Genomic DNA, 19,667 nt, shown 5'->3' with positions numbered 1-19,667 from the left:
CTACTCCCCTGCCGCGTGCGGGTTGTGCGCGAACGCGAGGTGCTTGCCTTCGTATTCGGCGAGCGACAGCAAGGTCTCGGCGATGAGCCCGGTCTGTACGGTTCCGCCCGCGGCGGCGCGCATTCGGGCGTGCATCAGCAGTGGCGGAAGCTTGCGCCACTGGGCGACAGCGCGTTCCCAATGGTCGCGTCCGGCGGCGTCGAGCACGGCGGTGTCGAATTCGGCGGCCCATAGCAGCAGTTCGCGTTGGCGCAGTGCCTGCCACAGATCGTCGAGTTGCGTGAAATCCTCGGGTGTCGAGGCGAACTGGTAGCGGCTGGCCAGTGCGACCAGCGCGTCGACGCCCACCAGGCGGCCCTCGCGGGCGGGCTGCGGCTCGCTCGGCTGGGCTTCGAGCCACCGATAGGTGCGGCCGATGTGGATGTCGCGTGAACCGGCCATCGCCTGTTCGCGCAGCAATGCGACGGTGTCACCGGTACCGAGGCCGACCGACCACTCGCGCAGGTCGGCCGCGGCGAGCACCGGAACCCGTTGCCCGGTTTGCGGTCCGAGCTCGGTGGTCATTGTCAGCGGATCCTCCACCAGCCAGCCGTCGATGGTCTCGACGATGGCCAGCCAGTGCGGGGCGTGCCAGCGCTGGTGCCCGCGCTGCCAGGGCAGGTGGAAGATATCGGCGAGCAACACCACCGAACCATGCTGGGCCACTTGCTCTTCGAGGGCGTGGTAGGCCGTCGCCCAGTCGTCGGCACCGTTCACCCGCAGCCCGAGGGCGGGCAGCGGCGGGGTGGCATCGTGCTCGAACAGCAGCAGGTCGTTCTCGGCCGGGCTCACCGCGAGCGTCGGCCCGCCCGCGAGCAGTGGCCGCCACCACCGGTTCACCCCTCGGGCCACCAGCGCACTCGCCAACGCCGCCGTGAAGCAGGTCAGCTTGTCGCCGTGGGTGGTGCGGGCGGTGGTCATTTCGCCCCCAGCACCCGGAGGGTGCCGTCGAGGTAGGCGGCGCGCGACGCGGAACGCTGGATCTTGCCGCTGGAGGTGCGCGGGATGGCGCCGGGACCGAGCAGCACCACCTCGTGCACGCCGACGTCGTGCACGCTGAAGATGGCTTGCCGCACGGCATCGCGCAGTTCCTGCGCGGTCGCCTCGTCGTCGGAGCTGAGCCTGGCCTCGATGAGCACCACGATCTTCTCCTGCACACCGACCTCGACGGAGAAGGCCGAGCACCGGCCGGGCAGCACCAGCGGATGCGCCTGTTCGGCGGCGTCCTCGAGGTCCGGCGGATAGTAGTTGCGGCCGTCGATGATGATCAGGTCCTTGAGCCGGGTGGTCGGATAGACCTCGCCGTCGTGCCGGAAGCCGATATCACCGGTGCGCAGGTAGTACTTGCCGTCGCGCGGCGAAAGTTCGCCGCGGAAGGTGTGTTCGGTCTCCTCGGGCCGGTTGTAGTACCCCGTGCAGACGGCCGGACCGGATACCCAGATCTCGCCGAGCCGGTCCTCCGGCAGGGCCAGCCTGGTCTCCGGATCCACGATCTGGATGGTGGTGCCCGGTGCCGCCGCGCCGCCGCTGACGATGTCCGCGCCGTCCTCGGCCACGACCACCTGGCCGGTCGCCAGCGCCTCGCGGTCCACCCGCAGGGTCTGCACACCGGACAGGGTGCGCCAGTTCACCGACACGATCAGAGTCGACTCCGCCAGCCCGTACCCGGCGATCAGACTCGACCTCGCCAGACCGTGCTCGGCGAACGCCGCGTGGAACTTGTCGATGGTGCTGACCCGCACCGGCTCCGCACCGGACAGCGCATACCGCCAACGGCTCAGGTCGATCCCGTCGAGTTCCTTCGGCCCGACACGTTCGGCACACAGCTCGTAGCCGACATTCGGGGACGCCGCGAACACCTGCGCGGGATTGTCGCTGATCGCCTGCAACCAGCGCTCCGGCCGGCGCAGGAACGACGTCGGCGACATCTGCACCACGCCATGACCGTTGATGATCGGCATGATCACTCCGACCATCAGGCCCATGTCGTGGAACAGCGGCAGCCAGCTGACGAAGCCGACCTCGTCATCGGCGGAAATCCCGACGTGGTACATCATTTCGTAGACCTGCCTGGCATTGGCCAGCAGTCCGCGATGCGGCACCATCACCCCGGCGGGGGTGCGGGTGGAGCCGGAGGTGTACTGCAACAGGGCGATCTGTTCGCGGTCCACCAGGACCGGTTCCCAATCGATCGCGAGCTTCTCGTCGACCTCACCGGTGGTGACGATGAGCCGGGTCGTGTCGGTGGGCGAATTGTCCAGCCATGCCGTGACATTGGGCAGCGCGCTGTCGGTGGTCACGATGCAGGCCGGGTCGGCGTCGACGCAGACCGCGTCGATGCGTCCGTTGGAGTTGTGCGCGCTCGGCGGGTACAGCGGCACCGCGATGATCCCCGCGTAGAGGCAGCCGAAGAACGCCTTCACGTACTCCAGGCCGGGCGGCAGCAGCAGCACGGCCCGGTCGCCCGGGTGCGCGACCTGCAGCAGCGTGGCCGCGTATGCCCGTGCCGCGCGGTCGATTTCGGCGTAGGTCAGCGACTCGGTGACGCCGTGCTTGGAGGTCGAGTCGGGGTAGTTGAGGAAGCTGTACGCGATCCGATCGGGCCGCTGGGCGGCTTGGTTCGTCAGCGCCCGCACCAAGGTGTCGTACTCGAGGTCACCCCCGGTGAGCAGCGTTGTGGTCATACTCCGACCTCCTGTGGTGACGGCGCGGCGAGGAAGCCGACCTTGCGGAAGTAATCCAGGTAGCGGGTGAACAGCTCGCGGGAGACCGGCGGGCACTGCACGCCGACCCGGTCCAGTTCGGTGACGGCCTTGTCGACGTCGAACTGGATCAGCGGGGTGAGCCCGTCGTTCGCGCTCAACAGGCTCAGCACGCTGTAGGACGCCGATCCGGGTCCCGCGCTCGCGGCGTGGGCGGCGATCGCGTCGCGCCACTGGTCCAGGGTGACCGGGCGCACCGGCCAGCCGCTCTCCCGCAGCCAGCCGATGGCGTCGGTGAAGCTGCAGGGCCGCGGATTGCGCAGGTGGTAGATGTGCGCGCCCGGCTGTGGCGTGCGGGCCAGTTCCACCATGGCCGCGCCGGTGAAGTCGGCCGGGGCCAGATCCACGGCGAAGTCCACTTCCGGCGCGAGACCGACCTCCTGGCTGGCCTTGACCAGCAGCCAGAAGAAGTCGCTGGTCTGGCAGGCGCCGGTGCGGCTGTCGCCGCCGATCCGGCCGAGCCGGAACACACTCACCGGCAGACCGCGTTCGCCCGCCTCGGTGACCAGCCGCTCGGCCACCCACTTGCTGCGCAGGTAGCCCAGCGACAACTGCCCGGGATCCTGTGCCGGAAGAGCTTCGGTGACCCGGCCGTCGACCGCGTCACCGGGGCCGAGCACGTACAGCGAGGACACGAAATGCAGTGGCGCGCCGCTGGTTCGGGCCAGCGTGATCAGCTCCTGGGTGCCCTTGACGTTGGCTGCCTCCAGCACCCGGTACGGCAGCGCGAAGTTCACGTGCGCACCGTTGTGATAGATGGCGTCGATCGTGCGGCCCAGCAGCAGGAACTGGTTCTCGGTCAGCCCAAGTCGCGGTGCGGCCAGGTCGCCGAGCACGGGGATGACCCGGTCGAACGAGTCGCGGGACAGTTCGTAGCTGTCGAAGGTGGCGGCGAGGCGGACCAGGCCGTCCTCGCGGCTGTCCGCCCGCACCAGGCAGTGCACCCGAGCGTCGGTGCGGGCCAACAGCTCGTGCAACAGGAAGGCACCGACGAAGCCGGTCGCCCCGGTGAGCAGCACCTCGCCCGTGGCGGGCGGGGTGACGGTCCACGGTCCGGCGGGCCACGATTCGATCGCGGCGGCCACCTCGGCCGCCAGGTCGATCGCTTCCTCGGCCGCGGCCTCACCGGCCAGCAGCGCGACCACACCCGCCACCGTGGGGCGGGCGAACAGCGAACCGAGCGGAATGTCTTCGCCGAAGGTCTCCTTCAGCCGCAGGATCAGCTGAGCCGCCAGCAGCGAGTGGCCGCCGAGGTCGAAGAAGTTGTCCTCGCGCCCGACCCGCGGGATGCCGAGCACGTGCGCGAAGACGTGCGCCACCCGTTGCTCGAGTGGGGTGCGCGGCGGTTCGTATTCCAGGGTGTTGCGCCGCAGAACCGGGGCGGGCAGTGCGCGCCGATCCAATTTGCCGTTGGTGGTCAACGGGAATTCGTCCAGCACGAGGACCGCGGCGGGCACCATGTGCTGCGGCAGCCGCCGCGCCAGGTGGGCGCGGACGTCGACGACCAGATCGTCACGAGCCTTGACCCGCAACGGGTCCGAGATGACCAGATCGTCCGGCCATTCGGTCTCCCGCGCCGGGACCGCGGGCAAGGCGACATCCCAGCCGGTTGCCACCACGTCGTACCGGCCACCCGGTCGCCGCAATGCCTCGATCCGGTATGGCACCTGATCGGCAAGGGCGAGAAAGTCTTCCGGACTGATGCCACCGGAATCGGCGAGGACGGTACGGATCTGCGCCGCACTGGCCCGGCCGCGCCGCAATTCGTCGACCACCGCGAGCGGACCCGCCACCCTGGCGTCCAGGACATCGGGGATCAGCACCGCCGCGGGACGCTCCCGGTCCAGCAGTTCGGCCAGTTGCCGCGGCGTAGTCGCCGCGTCCAGCAGTTTCGGCCGCACCGGTAGGCCACGCTGACCCGCGTACAGCACGGCGTCGTACCGGAATCGGGACATCTCGTTGAGATGCTCGCCGCGCTTGAGCCGGATCCTGGACCCGGCCAGCGTCGGGTGGGCGGCCACGAACTCGTCGAAATACCTCGGCGAGATCACCAATTCGGCATCCCGGTCGAGTGCGGCCCGCACCGCCGGGGCGAGCTCGGCGGCACCCGCGGACGGCGCATTGGTGGCCTCGACGGTCGCGTGGAACGACTCGCTGAGGGTGAGATCGCGGACGTCACCGACGAACAGCACACCGTTGGGGGCGAGCAGTCCGACCACCGAGTCCAGCACGCGGGTCAGGTAGTCGGCGCTCGGGAAGTACTGCACCACCGAGTTGATCAGGATCAGGTCGTACGGACCGGCGACGTCGTAGGGCAGGTCGTCGGCGGCACACAGGTCCAGCCGGACATGCTCGAGGTCGGGATTGCCCTCGACGATCTTCGTCCGCACATTCTCGATGGCCGAGGCGGAGACGTCGGTGGCGTCGTACACCGCGCACTGCGGTGCCAGCCGAGACAGCAACAGTCCGGTGCCACAGCCGATTTCGAGGACGCGCTGCGGGGCGAGGGTGCGCACGGCGGCGACGGTCGCCTCGACCCATTCCCGCATGTGCTCCTCGGGGATGGCGGCGTTGGTGTACGAGCTGTTCCACCCGGAGATGTCGAAATCGGCGTCGCCGTCATGGCCTTGCCGATACGTGCTGTTGAAGACGACCTGCCAGTTCGCGACCTGGTCCTGCTCCGCGTCGGCGGCGTCGGCCGGCGCGTCGCCCGGCGTGAAATAGGCGACCAGGGACAGGCTTCCGCCGGTGTCCTTGCGCGCCAGCACCACCGCCTGGTCGACACCGGGATGCGCGGTGATCGCCGCCTCGATCTCGCCCAGCTCGATCCGGAAGCCGCGCACCTTGACCTGCTGATCGATCCGGCCCAGGTATTCCAGATCGCCGTCGGCCCTGCGCCGGGCGAGGTCACCGGTCCGATAGACCCGTCGTCCCGCGAGTACCGGGCTTTCGACGAACCGCTCGGCGGTGAGATCGTCGCGGTTCAGGTAGCCGCGCCCGACACCGGGCCCGGACACCAGCATCTCCCCTGCCACGCCGTCGGGCACCGGCCGCCCGGCCGGATCGACGATCAGTACGCCGAGATCGGGCAGCGGGACGCCGATCAGACTGCCCGCCGCCGAGGTCACGTCGGCGCGGGTGAGTTCGCGATAGGTGACATGCACGGTGGTCTCGGTGATGCCGTACATGTTCACCAGCCGCGCCGACTCGCCGTAGCGGTCGAACCACGGTGCGAGCGTGGACAAATCGAGCGCTTCACCGCCGAAGATCACCCAGCGCACCGCGAGCGCGGTGCCGGGTGCGTTCTCCAGTGCGCGCAGCAACTGGGTGAACGCCGACGGTGTCTGGTTGAGCACCGTGACCTGTTCGCGGGCGAGCAGTTCCGCGAACTCCGCGGTGGACCGGCTGACCGAGCCCGGCACCACGACGAGCCGTCCGCCGTACAGCAGCGCGCCCCACATCTCCCAGACGGCGAAATCGAAGGAGTACGAGTGGAACATGGTCCACACGTCGTGCGGGCCGAAGTCGTACCAGCGGGTGGTCGTAGAGAACAGGCGAACCACGTTGGCGTGCTCGATGACCACGCCCTTCGGGACACCTGTCGAGCCCGAGGTGTAGATGACGTAGCAGGGGTCGTGCGGCTCCGCCTTTTCCAGCGGCAGATCGGCCACCGTCTCGTCGGCCTGCTCATCGATGAGTAGGAGTTCCGGGCCTGCTCCGGCCGTCGCCGAGGCCAGTGAACTGTGGCTGATCACCAGCCGCGCCGCCGAGTCGGCGATCATGAATTCGATCCGGTCGCCCGGGTACATCGGGTCGAGCGGGACGTAGGCGGCACCGGCGCGCAGCACGGCCAGGATCGCGACGACCACGTCGGCGGACCGCTCGAGATGAATGCCGACGAAGGAGCCGCGACCGACCCCGCGGGCGCGCAGCCGCTGGGCCAGCTGATCGGCGGCCGCCGCGAGTTCCCCGTAGCTCAGCGCGCTGTCACCGAATGTGAGGGCGACCGCGTCCGGTGTCTGAATCGCCTGCGCCGCGAACAGTTCGTGCAGCGTCAGCGCGGGCTCGGCGGCCGGTTCGCTCGGCAGCGCCGCGGCCACCGCCCGCTCCCGCTCGGCCGGCTCGAGGAAGTCGAGTTCCGGCAGCGCGGTGTCGGGGTCCGCGACGACCGTGGTCAGTAGCGCGACGAAGTGGCGCGCGATCGCGGCGATGGTCGGCTCGTCGTATAGGTCGACGTCGTACTCGAACGCGCCGACCAGCTCCGCACCGACCTGCCGCAGGGTCACCAGCACGTCGAATTTCGTGGTGCCCGAATGCACTTCGACGTATTCGGCGCTGAGTCCGGGAATGGCGAGCTCGGGCAGGGTGGTGTTCTGCAACACCACGGCGGTGCGGAACAGCGGGGAATGGCTCAGTTCCCGGTCGGGGCGCACGTGTTCGACGACGAGGTCGAACGGAGCTTCCTGATGGTCGAACGCGTCGAATACGACGCGCTGTTCCCTGGCCAGCAGCTCGCGGAAGGTCGGCGCGCCGGACAGATCCGTCCGCAGGGCGAGCGCGTTCACGAAGAACCCGATGAGGGGTTCGATTTCCGGCCTGTTCCGGCCCGCGATCGGCGTGCCCACCGTGATGTCCTCGGCGCCGGTGTAATAGCGAAGCAGTGCTTTGAAACCCGCCATCAGTGCGACGAAAAGCGTAGCGGGGCGATCGTTCACCCTGACCTCGTCGGCCAGCTTCCGCAGCCCGGACAGCACCGGCGCCGGGATGGTGAACTGCACTCGCGCGCCGCGGTTCTCCGGTTCCAGCGCGCGTGGCCGGTCCGGGTGGAAGGTCACCAGCGGCGGTTCGTCGCCGAGTACGTCGCGCCAGTAGTCGAGGTCGGCGCCGAACTTGTCGCGCTGCGCGAGATCCTGCAACCAGGTGGCGTAGTCGGGGTATTGCAGCGGCAGGTCCGGCAGCTCGGGCTGATGCTTGCCCACCGTGAAATCGGCATAGGCGGCCATCAATTCGGTGGCGAACACGCCGAGCGACCAGCCGTCGGAAATGATGTGGTGCATCGCGACGGCGAAGATCGAATCGTCCTCGCTCAGCCGTACCAGCAGCACCTCGACCAGCTGACCGGACAAATCGAAGACGGTCCGGCCGAACTGCTCGACCTGCGCCATCGCGTCGGCCAGCGGCCGCTGCGGATCCAGTTGCGACGGGCCGATCATGGTCATCGGCAGCGGTGCCACCGGCCCGACGACCTGAACCGGAACACCGTCGCGCACTTCGATGCTGGTACGCAGCGACTCGTGCCGGGACACCACCAGCGACAGCGCGCCCTGGAGTGCCGCGATATCGAGATGGCCGCGTAGGCGCAACGCCAGCGGCATCGTGTAGGTGGCCCGATCCGGGAACAGCTGCTCCAGGAACCAGATCCGCTGCTGGGCGGCCGAAAGCGGCGCGGCGGCAGTCGGATCGGCGCGGCGCGGGATGGCGGCCCGTGGGGTGCCGCCCGCGGCCCAGCGCCGCAACAACTCTCGGCGGGATGCGCGGGTGTCGACGAGTTCAGGCATTGTTGCTCCGTTCTTCGGCCGCCCCCGGCTGGTTGAGCAGCAGCTCGACCTCGCTGTCGGACAATTCGTCCAACCGCTGCATCAGATGTGCGGCGATGGTGTCGGCCATCCCCGCCGCGGTCGGGGCGGCGAACAGTTCGCCGAGTGCGAGATCCAGCGGGAAGATGGACCGCAGCTGGGTTGCCACGTGCACCGCGAGCAGCGAATCGCCGCCCAGCTCGAAGAAGTTGGCGTCGATGCCGAACTCGTCGATGCCGAGGGCCGCACTCCAGACCGAGACCACCCGATTGCGCACCGAGCGGACGAAATCGTCTTCGTCGGATTCGACGTCGGCGGCATTGTCGGCGGCCACCGGCGCTGGAGGCGCGGGCCGCACGGTGTCGAAGCGCCGGGATTGTGCAGACGTCGCCTCGGGCGGATCGACCCAATAGCGCTTCAGCGCAAAGGGATACGTGGGCAAGCTGACCGACGCCGGTGCTTCACCGCCGTAGATGGCATCGAAATCCACCGCGACACCGGACAACCAGAGTCGGCCAGCGGCATCCACGATGGCGGTCTCCGGTGACCCGGCACCGAGCCCGATGCCGAGGGAGCCGACCGTCGCCGACGCGCGATCGGCCGTGCGCAGGAACGACACCAGGGACTTGCCCGGCCCCACCTCCAGCGCGACGGTCCCCGGGTTATGGGCCACCAAGTCGAGCGCGGCCTCCCGGAAGCGCACAGTGCTGGTCATCTGCCGGGACCAATACCCGGGATCGACCGCCTGCTCGGCGGTGATCGGCGCACCGGTGACGTTCGACCAGAACGACACCCGCGGCGCCTGCCGAGGCACGGCACGCACCAGGTCCGCGAACCGCGCCGCCGCCTCGTCCATGAGCGGGGTGTGGAACGCGTGCCCGACCGGCAGCAACGAACTGGGCACGCCCTCCTCGGAGAGCTCACCGGCGAGCCGGAACAGCGCCGACGGCGCGCCCGCGACGACGCAGCGGTTGGCGGAGTTGTCGGCGGCGAGCCAGACATCCTCCGGCAGGCGCTCGGCGATGACGTCGGCGCCCTGGGAGATCGCGAGCATGCCGCCGGGCGGTGACGCCGCCATGATCCGGCCCCGCTCGACCACCAGTGGCAACGCATCGGACAGCTCGAAGACGCCGGCGATGGTGGCACAGACCAGTTCACCGAGGCTGTGCCCCAGTAGTTCTCGCGGTTCCGCGCCGAACTCGCGCCACATCCCGGCCAGCGCGTATTCGACCGCGAACAAGGCCACCTGGGTCTGCTCGGTGCCCTCGGCGCTACGGACCGCGGACTCCAGGTCGAAGCCGGTGCCTTCGCGCAGGATGTCCGCGCAGGCGCGGAACCGGTCGCCGAACGGACGGACCGACGCGGCGAGTTCGAGGACGGCGGCGCCGAGCGCGACGCCCTGCCCGGGGAACAGCCAGGCAAGCGCGGGCGCGGGTGTCGCCTGCCCCGCCGTCGGCTTGGCGAGTGCGGCGGCGGCTTCGGCCGCCGTGCTCGCCACGACCATGCGACGGTGCGGGAACCGACGGCGGCCGTGCGCCAAAGTGTGCGCGACAGCGGCTAGTTCAACATCGGCACGTCCCAGATGTTCGGCGAGTCCGGCGGCGATCCGGTCGGCGTCCTGCGCCGTGCGACCGGAGATCAGCAGCGCGCGCGGACCGGGCCGCACCGCAGCGGGCGGCGGCGTCGGCGGCTGTTCCACGATCACGTGGGCGTTGGTTCCGCCGATACCGAAGGCGCTGACACCCGCCCGGCGTACCGGGTCCGACCATTCCCGCAGTTCGGTGTTGACGAAGAACGGGGTTGCGGCGAAGTCGATTTCGGGGTTGGGCCGGGTGTAGTGGAGGCTGGCCGGGATGCGGCCGTCGCGCACGGCGAGTACCGCTTTGATGAACCCGGCGACACCGCCCGCGGAATTGAGGTGGCCGACATTGGATTTCACGGAGCCGAGTGCGCAGTACTGGGTGGCGTCGGTGTGCTCACGGTATGCCGCGCACAGCGCGGCGACCTCGATGGGGTCGCCGAGTTTGGTTCCGGTGCCGTGCGCCTCGACGTAGCCGATGGTGTCGGCGCCGATACCGGCCGCCGACAACGCTTCCCGGATGACCGCGCGCTGGCCCGCGATACCGGGCGCGGTGTAGCCGATCTTGTTGGCGCCGTCGTTGTTCACCGCCGAACCGAGGATCACAGCGTGGATATTGTCGCGGTCGGCGATCGCGTCGGCGAGCCGCTTGAGCACGACAACGCCGACACCCGAACCGAAGACGGTGCCAGCGGCCTCGGCGTCGAACGCGCGGCAGTGACCGTCCGGCGAGAGGATCGACCCCTCCTCGTAGATGTACCCGGCTTCCTGCGGCACCTGCACGCTCGCACCCCCGGCGAGCGCCACGTCGCAGTGGAAGTCGAGTAGTGCCTGCGCGGCCTGGTGCACGGCCACCAGCGAGGTGGAACACGCGGTCTGCACCGCGACACTGGGACCGGTCAGGTTCAGCTTGTAGGAGACCTTGCTGGCCAGGTAGTCGGAGGCGTTGCCGTGCAGGGCATGCAGCTGCGAGCTCGGGGTCTGGAACAGGCTCGCGTGTCCGACCAGGTTCCGCAGCAGATAGGTGCTGATGCCCGCGCCCGCGAAAACGCCGACCGGCGTGGGGTTTTCGGCGGCGATATGACCGGCGTCCTCCAGCGCCTCCCACGCGCATAGAGTGAACAGCCGATGCTGCGGATCGGTGAGTTGTACCTCGCGCGGGGGCATTTCGAAGAACTCCGCGTCGAACTTGTCCGCGCTCGGCAGCAACGCCCCCGCGTGCACGTATCCGGCAGGCGGGTCGGCGGGCATCGACGCCGGGTCGAGCGGGCGGACCGATTCGCGGCCCTCACACAGATTGCGCCAGTAGTCGGCGACCGTGTCGGCGTCGGGGAAGCGGCAGGCCATGCCGATCACCGCGACCCGGAACTCGTTGTCGTCGTGTGTCATCGCTGGCTCCCAACGCTGTCCGGCACGGTCTCGGTGGCCTGGCGATGCGCTCGCCTGCGGGCGGCGGCCGCGCGCCGGTCCTGGCCTCGGTCCACGTCCTGCTGCGGTGCCGTTCGCCCCGCCAGCGCCTTGGCCAGCCCGTCGACGGTCGGGGCGGCGAACAGGTCGGTCATCGCCAGCGCGACGCCGAGGCGGCGCTCGAGCAGTCCGCGCACCCTGGCCAGCGCGAGCGAATGACCGCCGAGGTCGAAGAAGTTCTGCCCGAGCCCGATCTCCCGGTCGAGCACCTCCGCCCACACTTCGGCGACAACGCGCTCCAACTCGGTGCCGGGCGGGGTGTACACCGGCGGCGCGGCCGGGGCGATCTTCGGCAGCTTGGCGCGATCGAGCTTGCCGGTGAGACCGCGGGGCAGATTGTCGAGGGTCATGTAGGCCGACGGAATCATGTAGTCCGGCAACCGGGTACGCAGAAACGCCGAGAGCTCGAGATAGTCGGGCTCCAGCGGGCCGTCCTGGGTGAGGTACGCGACCAACCTCGGCGCGTCGGCGTCGGTGTCCAGCACCACGGCGGCCTCGCCGACTGTCGGATGCGAGCGCAGGAAGGTCTCCGCCTCCCCCGGTTCCACCCGGTGGCCACGAATCTTGACCTGGCGGTCCTTACGGCCGACGAAGACCAGTCGCCCGTCGGGCAGCCGCCGGGCCAGATCACCCGTCCGGTAGTACGGGACGCCGTCGACTCCGGTGCCGAACACCTTCTCGGTGAGTTCGGGCCGATGCCAGTAGCCGAGGGCGACGTATGGGCTGCGCAGCGCGATCTCGCCGTAAACCTCGGTGGGACGCCCACTTTCGTCGACCAGGTCCACCGCGACACCCTCGACCGGGTGACCGATCGGCACCCCGGCACGGTCCGCGTCCTCGGGGGTGATGATGTGCTGCAAAGCGACCGAGCATTCGGACGGACCGTACAGACTCACCAGTCGGCAGGTCGAGGCGAAGTGCTTACCGAAGTCGACGACGTCGCCGCGGACCACTTCTTCGCCGCCGAGCGCCACCAATCGCAGCGCCTGCGGCACCCAGGGACCGTCGGTGTCGCTGAGCAGGTAGCGGAAAAGCGTTGGGGTGCAGTGCAGCACGGTGACTCCGGCGCGTTCGATCTCCGCACGCAGACCCGCCGGATCGAACAGGTGCGGGTCGATCACGTACAGCTCCGCCCCGGCCACCGCGGCGCCGAAGGAGTTCAGCACCCCGGCGTCGAAGGTGTAGCGGGCCGGTGCGGCAACGACATCGTCGGGACCGATGCGCAGCCGCCGCGCGTAGGTGACCGCGTGGGCCAGCGCGTTGCCGCCGCTCTGCGCGACACCCTTCGGGCGGCCGGTCGATCCGGAGGTGTGCAGGATGTAGGCGAAATCATCCGCGCTGATGTGGGATTTTGCCCAGGTGGACAGGTCGTTGGTCGGTACCGAGCTCAGCGCTGGGTCCGGTCGGTCGATGCGCCCGGACACGGTGAACACGTGCGCCGCACCGGCGACCGAGCGGGCCAGCTCCGCGAGCGACGGATCGCACAGCAGCGCGGAGACGTCGGCCTCCTCGAGGATTTCGATCAACCGCGCCTGCGGTGCCCGCGGGTCGAGCGGGACGTACGCGACGCCCGCGCGCAAGGCCGCCCAGACCGCGACGAAACTCTCCGGCGTGTGGTCGTAGAGCAGCGCCACTCGGCTGCCGTCCAGTCCGGCGCCGATGAGTTCCTTGGCGATGACGGCGGTGAGCGCGTCGAGTTCGGCGAAGCTGGTCGTGCGGTCGCCCGCGCGCAATGCCGGTGCGTTGCCGCGCAGGTCGATCACCGCGTCCAGCCGATCGATCAGCCGCTCGTCCGGCTCGGCCTCGGGCACCATCGCGGAGCCGGGCAGTTCCCAGTTCGCCTGCACCCCATACTGGTCCGTGCTCTCCAGTCGCACTTCCCGGACCAGCTGGTCCGGGTTCGCGGCGATGCTGGCCAGTGCGTTCGCGTAGTGCTTCAGTGCCCGAACGGCGGTCGGTTCGTCGTAGAGGTCGGCGCTGTATTCCAGGGTCAGCTTCGTCGGACCGTCGGTCTCGTCGACGGTGAGGTCGAAGTCCATTTTCGCGGTCGCGCGCGGCGCGTCCACCAGTTCGACGTCGAGCCCGGCCATATCGAGGGTCGGTGGCGGCGTGTTCAAGTAGTTGAACATGACCTGGGCGAGCGGAGTGCGGCTCATGTCCCGGGTGGGCACCATCGCCTCGATGACCTTCTCGAACGGCAGGTCTTGGTTGGCGTGCGCGGAAAGGACCGTCTGCCCGACACGGGACACCAGCTCGGTGAAGGTCTCGGCCGGGTCGACCGCGGTCCGCAGCGCCAAGGTGTTGAGGAAGCAACCGACCAGCGGTTCGACGGCCGAGCGGGTGCGCCCGGCGATCGGTGCGGCAACGATCAGATCCTGTTGGCGGGTATACCGATTCAGCATCGTGTAGAACGCGGCGAGCAGCACCGCGAAGGTGGTGACGCCGCTGCGGGCCGCGAGCGCCCTGACTTCGGCCATCACCTGCGGGTCGACCGCGAGCCGCGCCACCGCGCCACGGGAGGTGCGGCGCGCGGGACGTGGGCGGTCGCCGGGAATTTCGGTGACCGTCGGGTCGGCGAGCTCGGTCCGCCAGAAGTCCAGCTGCCCGTCGAGCCGGTCGGCGTTGCCGCGCTGCCAGCCCGCGTAGTCCGCGTACTGCACGGCCAGTGGCGGTAGCGGCGAGGCCACACCCGCGACCTGCGCCCGGTAGTGGGCCGAAACCTCTTGGCTCAGTACCGCGACCGACCAGCCATCGCACACGATGTGATGGAGCGCGATCGCCAACAGGTATTCGTTAGAACTCGACTTGATCAGGTGGTACCGCCAAACCGGACCTTCGGCGAGATCGAAGGGAGCGCGATAGACACTCGCCGCGAGTTCCGCCTCGGCATCGGCACGCCGCTCGGACGGCAACGTGCTGAGGTCCGTGAACGGCAGTGCCCGTGCGGAATACGGGCGGATCAGCTGGCGCAGCTCCCCGTCCTCGGTGGTCCGATAGACGCTGCGCAGCACCTCGTGGCGCTGCTCGACCAGTGCCAGTGCCTTTTCCACCGCGGCGATATCGATCTCGCCACGCAGCCGCAGTCCACCCGGCATGATGTAGGTGGCGTTGCCGGGATCCATTGTCTCCAGGAACCACAGTCTTTCCTGGGCGTAGGACACCGCCAGCAATTCACCGTCCGCGCGCGGCAACGGCTGCAACGGCGGTAGCGAATCCTGCTGCGTAGACGCTGATTCGATCAGCCGCGCCGCCGTGACGACGGTCGGGCTCTCGAAGAGTTCGCGCAGCGACACACTGACGCCGAACTCGTCGAGGATGTGCGAGATCACCCGGGTTGCCGCCAAGGACGTGCCGCCGAGTAGGAAGAAATCGTCGTGGCGACCAACTTCGGGCCGCTCCAGTGCCTCGGCCCAGAGTGCCGCCAGGCGGATCTCCCGCTCACCGATCGGAGCTTCGAACGCGACGTCACTCGGCTCGTCCGAATCCGGCTCGGCCGCTTGGTCGTTCACCGCGTACTCGCGCACCGGCAGGGTGGCGAGCAGATCGTCCACCGGGGTCGTCGGCGCGGCGGCGGCCGCTGCCGCGAGGGCGAGGAAGTCCTGCGCGAGATCCGTTGCGGCGGTCGCGTCGAGCAGCTTCGAGTTGTAGGTCAGGTGGCAGACGAGCTCCGAACCCGACTCGGCGACATGCATGACCAGGTCGTAGAGCGTGGCACCGGTGTCGATCGTGTGCCACTCGACGCGCAGACCCCACTCGCTCAGGTCGGGCCGCTCCAGCACCTGCTGCACGAACAATGTCTGGAAGACCGGGCTGAAGGCCGGATCCCACGGCCCGCCGATCGCCTCGACGATCCGCTCGAACGGGACGGTCTCGTCGTCGTAGGCGGCCATCGCGCTGTCCCGGGTCCGGTGCAGCAGGTCCGCGAAGGTCTGCCCGGCTGCGAGATCCGCGCGAACCGGCACCGTATTGACGAAGTGCCCGATGGTCTTCGCGAGCTCCGCGTACGGCCGGGCCGCCATCGGGATGCCGACGCAGAAGTCGCGCTGACCGGCGTGGTGCGCCAATGTCAGCTCGTAGCAGGCCAAGAGGAAGACGAACGGCGGAATCCCATGGGCCGCCGCGCAGGCGCGGACCGCGTCGGAAACCTCCCGGGGGAACGAATTTTCCACGCGCGCACCGTTGTTGCCGACGCGCCTGGGGCGTCGGCCGATCGACAGGTCGAGCGGTGGAGCACCGCGCAGCAGTGCGGCCCGTCGTTCGACCGCCGCGGCTTGTGTTGCGGGCGCGCCGTGTTCGGCACTCCACACCGCGTAGTCGGCGTACTGCCGCGGCGGTACCGGCAGGATGGCCTCCGCGCCGTGCCGGACGGCTCCGTAGGCCGCCCACAGCTGATCGATCAGCAGCGCGATCGATAATCCGTCCAGCACGAGGTGGTGCGCGACGACCGCGAGAATCCACTCCTGTTCGGCCAGCCGGATCAGCGCCCAGCGCACCGGCGGACGGGTCGCCAGGTCGAACGGGGCCGACGCCAGCGACTCGAGCAGCTGATCGACCGCTGCCGCCCGGGTTTTCGCGGGAACCAGGCGCAGATCCGGCGTCTGCCAATCCGCACCCGCGACATCGACCACCTCGGCGCGCAAGCCCTCGGGCGATTCCTTGAAGACCGTGCGGAAGGCATGCTGCTGCTGAGTTACCGCGTCGGCGGCCGTGTGCAGCGCCGCGACGTCGAGCGGGCCGGTGATCCGGATGCCCAGCGGCACATGGTAGATCGCGGGGTGACCGGCCAGCTGCTCGTGCAGCCAGATGCCCCGCTGGGCCGGTGTCGCCGGGAACGGCCCGGCGCCCTCGCGCAGCGGAACGGTGGTCGTGGAAATGCCCGCGGCACGACGTTCCCGCAGGCGCGCCAGGGCCAGGCTGCTAGCCGGTGAGTTCATGATCGCTCTCCAAAAGGGCGGCATCGGCTTGTTCGACCATGAGCTCCTCCAGCGCCGCCGCCACCTGGGCGACGGTCGGCTCCTGCAACATGCGCCGGAGGGCGAACTCGATCTCGAAGAGTTCGCGGAGTCTGCGGACGAACTGGGTGGCGGCCAGCGAATGCCCGCCGATGCGGAAGAAGTTCTCGAAGACGCCGACCTGCTCCAGTCCCAGCAGCTCCGCCCACATCTCGGCGACGACCTGCTCGTATTCGGTGCGCGGCGCGACATAGTCGGTGTCGGCGGTGAACAGATCCGTCGACGCGCGCGACACCGGTGCGGCGGTGACGCTCGGCACGCCCCCGACCACCCGGTAGGACTTGCGGTCGAACGGGTACAGCGGCAACCGCGCCAACGGCCGTTGCACCGCGTCCACCCCGGACCAGCGGACCTCGTGCCCGCGCACGTGCAGTTCGCCGAGGGCCGACAACATCACCGCGAGGTCGTCGACATCACGGACCAGCGAGGGCACCGCGACTCCGGCCCGCTCATGGTGGCGGAGCAGGCTTTTCAGCATGCCGTTGAGCGCGGGGTGCGGGCCGATCTCGATGAAGGAGCTGACGTTGGCGTCGATCATGGCGCCGACCGCCTCGGCGAACTGCACCGGCCGCACCACCTGGTCGGTCCAGTAGAGGCCGTTCAGTTGCGCGCCGTCGAGGCGGCCACCGGTGACCGTCGAGTAGAACGGGATGTCGCCCTCGCGGGGTTGGATGCACGGCATGTCGGCCGCGAACTCCGGCAGGCAGTCCCGCATCAGCGGCGAGTGGAAGGCATAGCGGCCGGGCAGGCGGCGGGTCATCACCTGTTCGCCGTCCAGCCGGGCCAGCAGTGCGTCCACCGCGCCGGTGTTGCCCGAGATCAGCGTCCACTTCGGGCCGTTGGTGCCCGCCAAATAGACGCGTTGCGGCAGTTCGAGTTCCGCGGCGGGCAGGTTGACGACCGCCATGCAGCCGTTGTCCCGCAGGCGCGCGGTCGCTTTGGCCCGCGTCGCGATGATCTGCGCCGCGGTACGGAGATCGATCGCACCGCAGACATGGGCGGCGGCGACTTCGCCGACGCTGTGTCCGACGACGGCGGCGGGGGTGATCCCCCACGACTGCCACAGCGTCGCCAACGCGACCTGCAACGCGAAGAGCACCGGTTGGGCGGTGCCGGTGTCGGCGAGCGCTTCGTCGTCGCGACCGCGGTCGAGCACGGCGAAGGTCGACCAGCCGAGCGCGATGCGCAACTCCCGGTCGACCGCGAGCAAGGCGTCGCGGAAGGCGGGCTGGTGCCGAATCAGCTTGCGCCCCATGCCGAGCCACTGGTTGCCCTGCCCGGTGAAGACGAAGCCGACCTTGCCGGGCCCACTGCGCGGCACCCGGCCCGCCGCCGCGCCGAGCGGCAGCGAACCGCCGGAGATCGCGGTGAGCTGCTCGGCCAGATCGGCGTGATCGCGGGCGGCCACGGCGACGCGGAACGGGTGCTGGGCCCGTCGCGCGGTCGAGGTCTGCGCGAGTTCGGCGATCGGCGGCGCGGTTCCCTCGCGAAGCATGTCGATCCAGCTGTCGACCAGGTCGAGTGTCGCTTGCTCGCTTCGACCGGAAATGCTGACCAGGTAGGGCTTTTCGGGCGGAGTGGGGGTCGGGATGTGCGACGGTTTCGCCGGTGCGCCGGTCAGCACGGCGTGCGCGTTGGTGCCGCCGAAGCCGAAGGAGCTCACCCCCGCCAGCGCGCGGCCCCGGTGCTGCGGCCACGACTGGTTCGCGGCGGGGACATCGAACGGCAGATTGTCGAAAGCGATGTGCTTGCTGGGTGATTCGAAGTTCAAGTTGGCGGGCACCTGGCCGTGGTGCAATGCGAGGGCGGTCTTGACCAACCCGGTGATGCCGGCGGCGGCTTCGAGGTGACCGACCACCGTCTTGGCCGAACCGACGAGGAATTTCTCGCCACCACCGCGGTTTTCGGCGAAGACGGCGCCCAGTGCCCGGGCCTCGATGGCGTCGCCGAGGATGGTGCCCGTGCCGTGCGCCTCGATGTACTGCACGTCGCCGGGATGCACCCCGGCCCGCCGGTAGGCGCGGCGAAGCACATCGACCTGGGACTGGTAGCTCGGCGCGGTCAGTCCATTGGTACGGCCGTCTTGGTTTATCGCCGAGCCGATCAGCACCGCGTAGACCCGGTCGCCGTCCTGCTCTGCCTGCGCGAGCGGCTTCAGCACCACCGCGGCGCTGCCCTCGCCCCGAACGTATCCGTCGGCACGATCGTCGAAGGTCTTGCATCGTCCGTCGGCGGCCATCATCCCCGCGTCGGCCAGCGATTCGGTGACTCGCGGGTCGAGCGTCATGTTGACCCCGCCGACCACCGCGACATCGCAGTCGCCGTCGTGCAGGCTACGCAGCGCCATGTGCAACGCGACCAGCGACGACGAGCAGGCGGTGTCCACGCTGACGCTCGGGCCACGCAGGTCGTAGAGATACGACAACCGGTTGGCCGCGATGCTGCTGGCATTGCCGGTGACGGCGGCGATCGGCATCCCGGACGTTGCGGCGTCACCCATGCCTCGGGCGTAGTCACCTGCCGTGATCCCGATAAAAGTGCCGGTCGCGGTCCCGGCCAGCCGTTCTACCGGCACGCCGGCGTCCTCGAAGGCGTCCGCCACGGTTTCGGCGAGCAGCCGATGCTGCGGATCCATGGCCGCGGCCTCGGCGTCGGCGATGCCGAAGTAGTTCGCGTCGAAGGCATAGGGATCATCGAGGAAGGAGCCGAACCACGCGCGCCGCCGCTGTTCGCCACCCGCGTTGCCCGACGGTGGCCAATCGTGCCTGGCCGCAGGCGCCTCGCCGACCAATTCCCGGCCGTGCCACAGCGTTTCCCACAGCTGCTCGGGCCCGCGCAGCCCGGGGTACGCGCAGCCGATGCCGATGATCGCCACCGGTTCCTGCGCGGTACCGGCGCGAATCGGGCGCCCCCCGACTTCGGGCTCCCGATCCGTGCCGTCCAGCGACGCCGGTTCAGTGCTGTCCTGCGCCGCCGCGAGCCCCTCGGCCAAGGCATGCACGGTCGGGTACTCCCACGGCAGATCCGGGGGCAGCGGTTTACCCCACCACGTGGAAACCTTGCCGACGAAAACCAGCGCCACCGCGGAGGTGAGCCCGAAACTCGAGAACGGCTCGGTCAGGGCGACATCATCGGTAGCGATGTCCAATAACTCGCCGAGGGTTTCGGTGAGAAACATACTGATCTCGTCGGCCGTCCGACGGGCCATTTCTGCAGACATCTAGCACTATCC

6 protein-coding genes are annotated in these 19,667 nt (G+C 69.4%); all 6 read right to left on the bottom strand.

Going from position 1 to position 19,667, the window contains the following annotated elements:
* Genes ACFK0J_RS18085 through ACFK0J_RS18060 form a run of 6 tightly spaced genes read right to left on the bottom strand, consistent with a single transcriptional unit; the run spans position 1 to position 19,655 of the window.
* On the bottom strand, positions 1–960 hold the full coding sequence (locus tag ACFK0J_RS18085) for a hypothetical protein (protein ID WP_378741762.1): 960 nt from the start codon (positions 958–960) through the stop codon (positions 1–3).
* Positions 957–2,723, bottom strand: coding sequence for a fatty acyl-AMP ligase (locus ACFK0J_RS18080; protein WP_378741760.1), 1,767 nt, complete (start codon positions 2,721–2,723; stop codon positions 957–959). The genes ACFK0J_RS18085 and ACFK0J_RS18080 overlap by 4 nt, the downstream gene beginning before the upstream one ends.
* On the bottom strand, positions 2,720–8,359 hold the full coding sequence (locus ACFK0J_RS18075) for an amino acid adenylation domain-containing protein (RefSeq protein ID WP_378741758.1): 5,640 nt from the start codon (positions 8,357–8,359) through the stop codon (positions 2,720–2,722). The genes ACFK0J_RS18080 and ACFK0J_RS18075 overlap by 4 nt, the downstream gene beginning before the upstream one ends.
* Positions 8,352–11,345, bottom strand: coding sequence for a type I polyketide synthase (locus ACFK0J_RS18070; RefSeq protein WP_378741755.1), 2,994 nt, complete (start codon positions 11,343–11,345; stop codon positions 8,352–8,354). The genes ACFK0J_RS18075 and ACFK0J_RS18070 overlap by 8 nt, the downstream gene beginning before the upstream one ends.
* Entirely contained in the window at positions 11,342–16,357 is a 5,016-nt protein-coding gene (locus ACFK0J_RS18065) for an amino acid adenylation domain-containing protein (protein WP_378741753.1), read from the bottom strand. Before ACFK0J_RS18065 ends, ACFK0J_RS18070 begins: the two co-directional genes overlap by 4 nt.
* The gene (locus ACFK0J_RS18060) at positions 16,341–19,655 is read right to left on the bottom strand and encodes a beta-ketoacyl synthase N-terminal-like domain-containing protein (RefSeq protein ID WP_378741751.1); all 3,315 of its coding nucleotides are present in this window, start codon (positions 19,653–19,655) and stop codon (positions 16,341–16,343) included. The genes ACFK0J_RS18065 and ACFK0J_RS18060 overlap by 17 nt, the downstream gene beginning before the upstream one ends.
* Positions 19,656–19,667 lie beyond the last annotated feature (12 nt).

This window comes from Nocardia brasiliensis (assembly GCF_042691675.1).
Classification (GTDB): domain Bacteria; phylum Actinomycetota; class Actinomycetes; order Mycobacteriales; family Mycobacteriaceae; genus Nocardia; species Nocardia brasiliensis_D.
The sequence above is the reverse complement of the archived record's forward strand: the minus strand, read 5'-3'. Positions and strand labels throughout refer to the sequence as shown.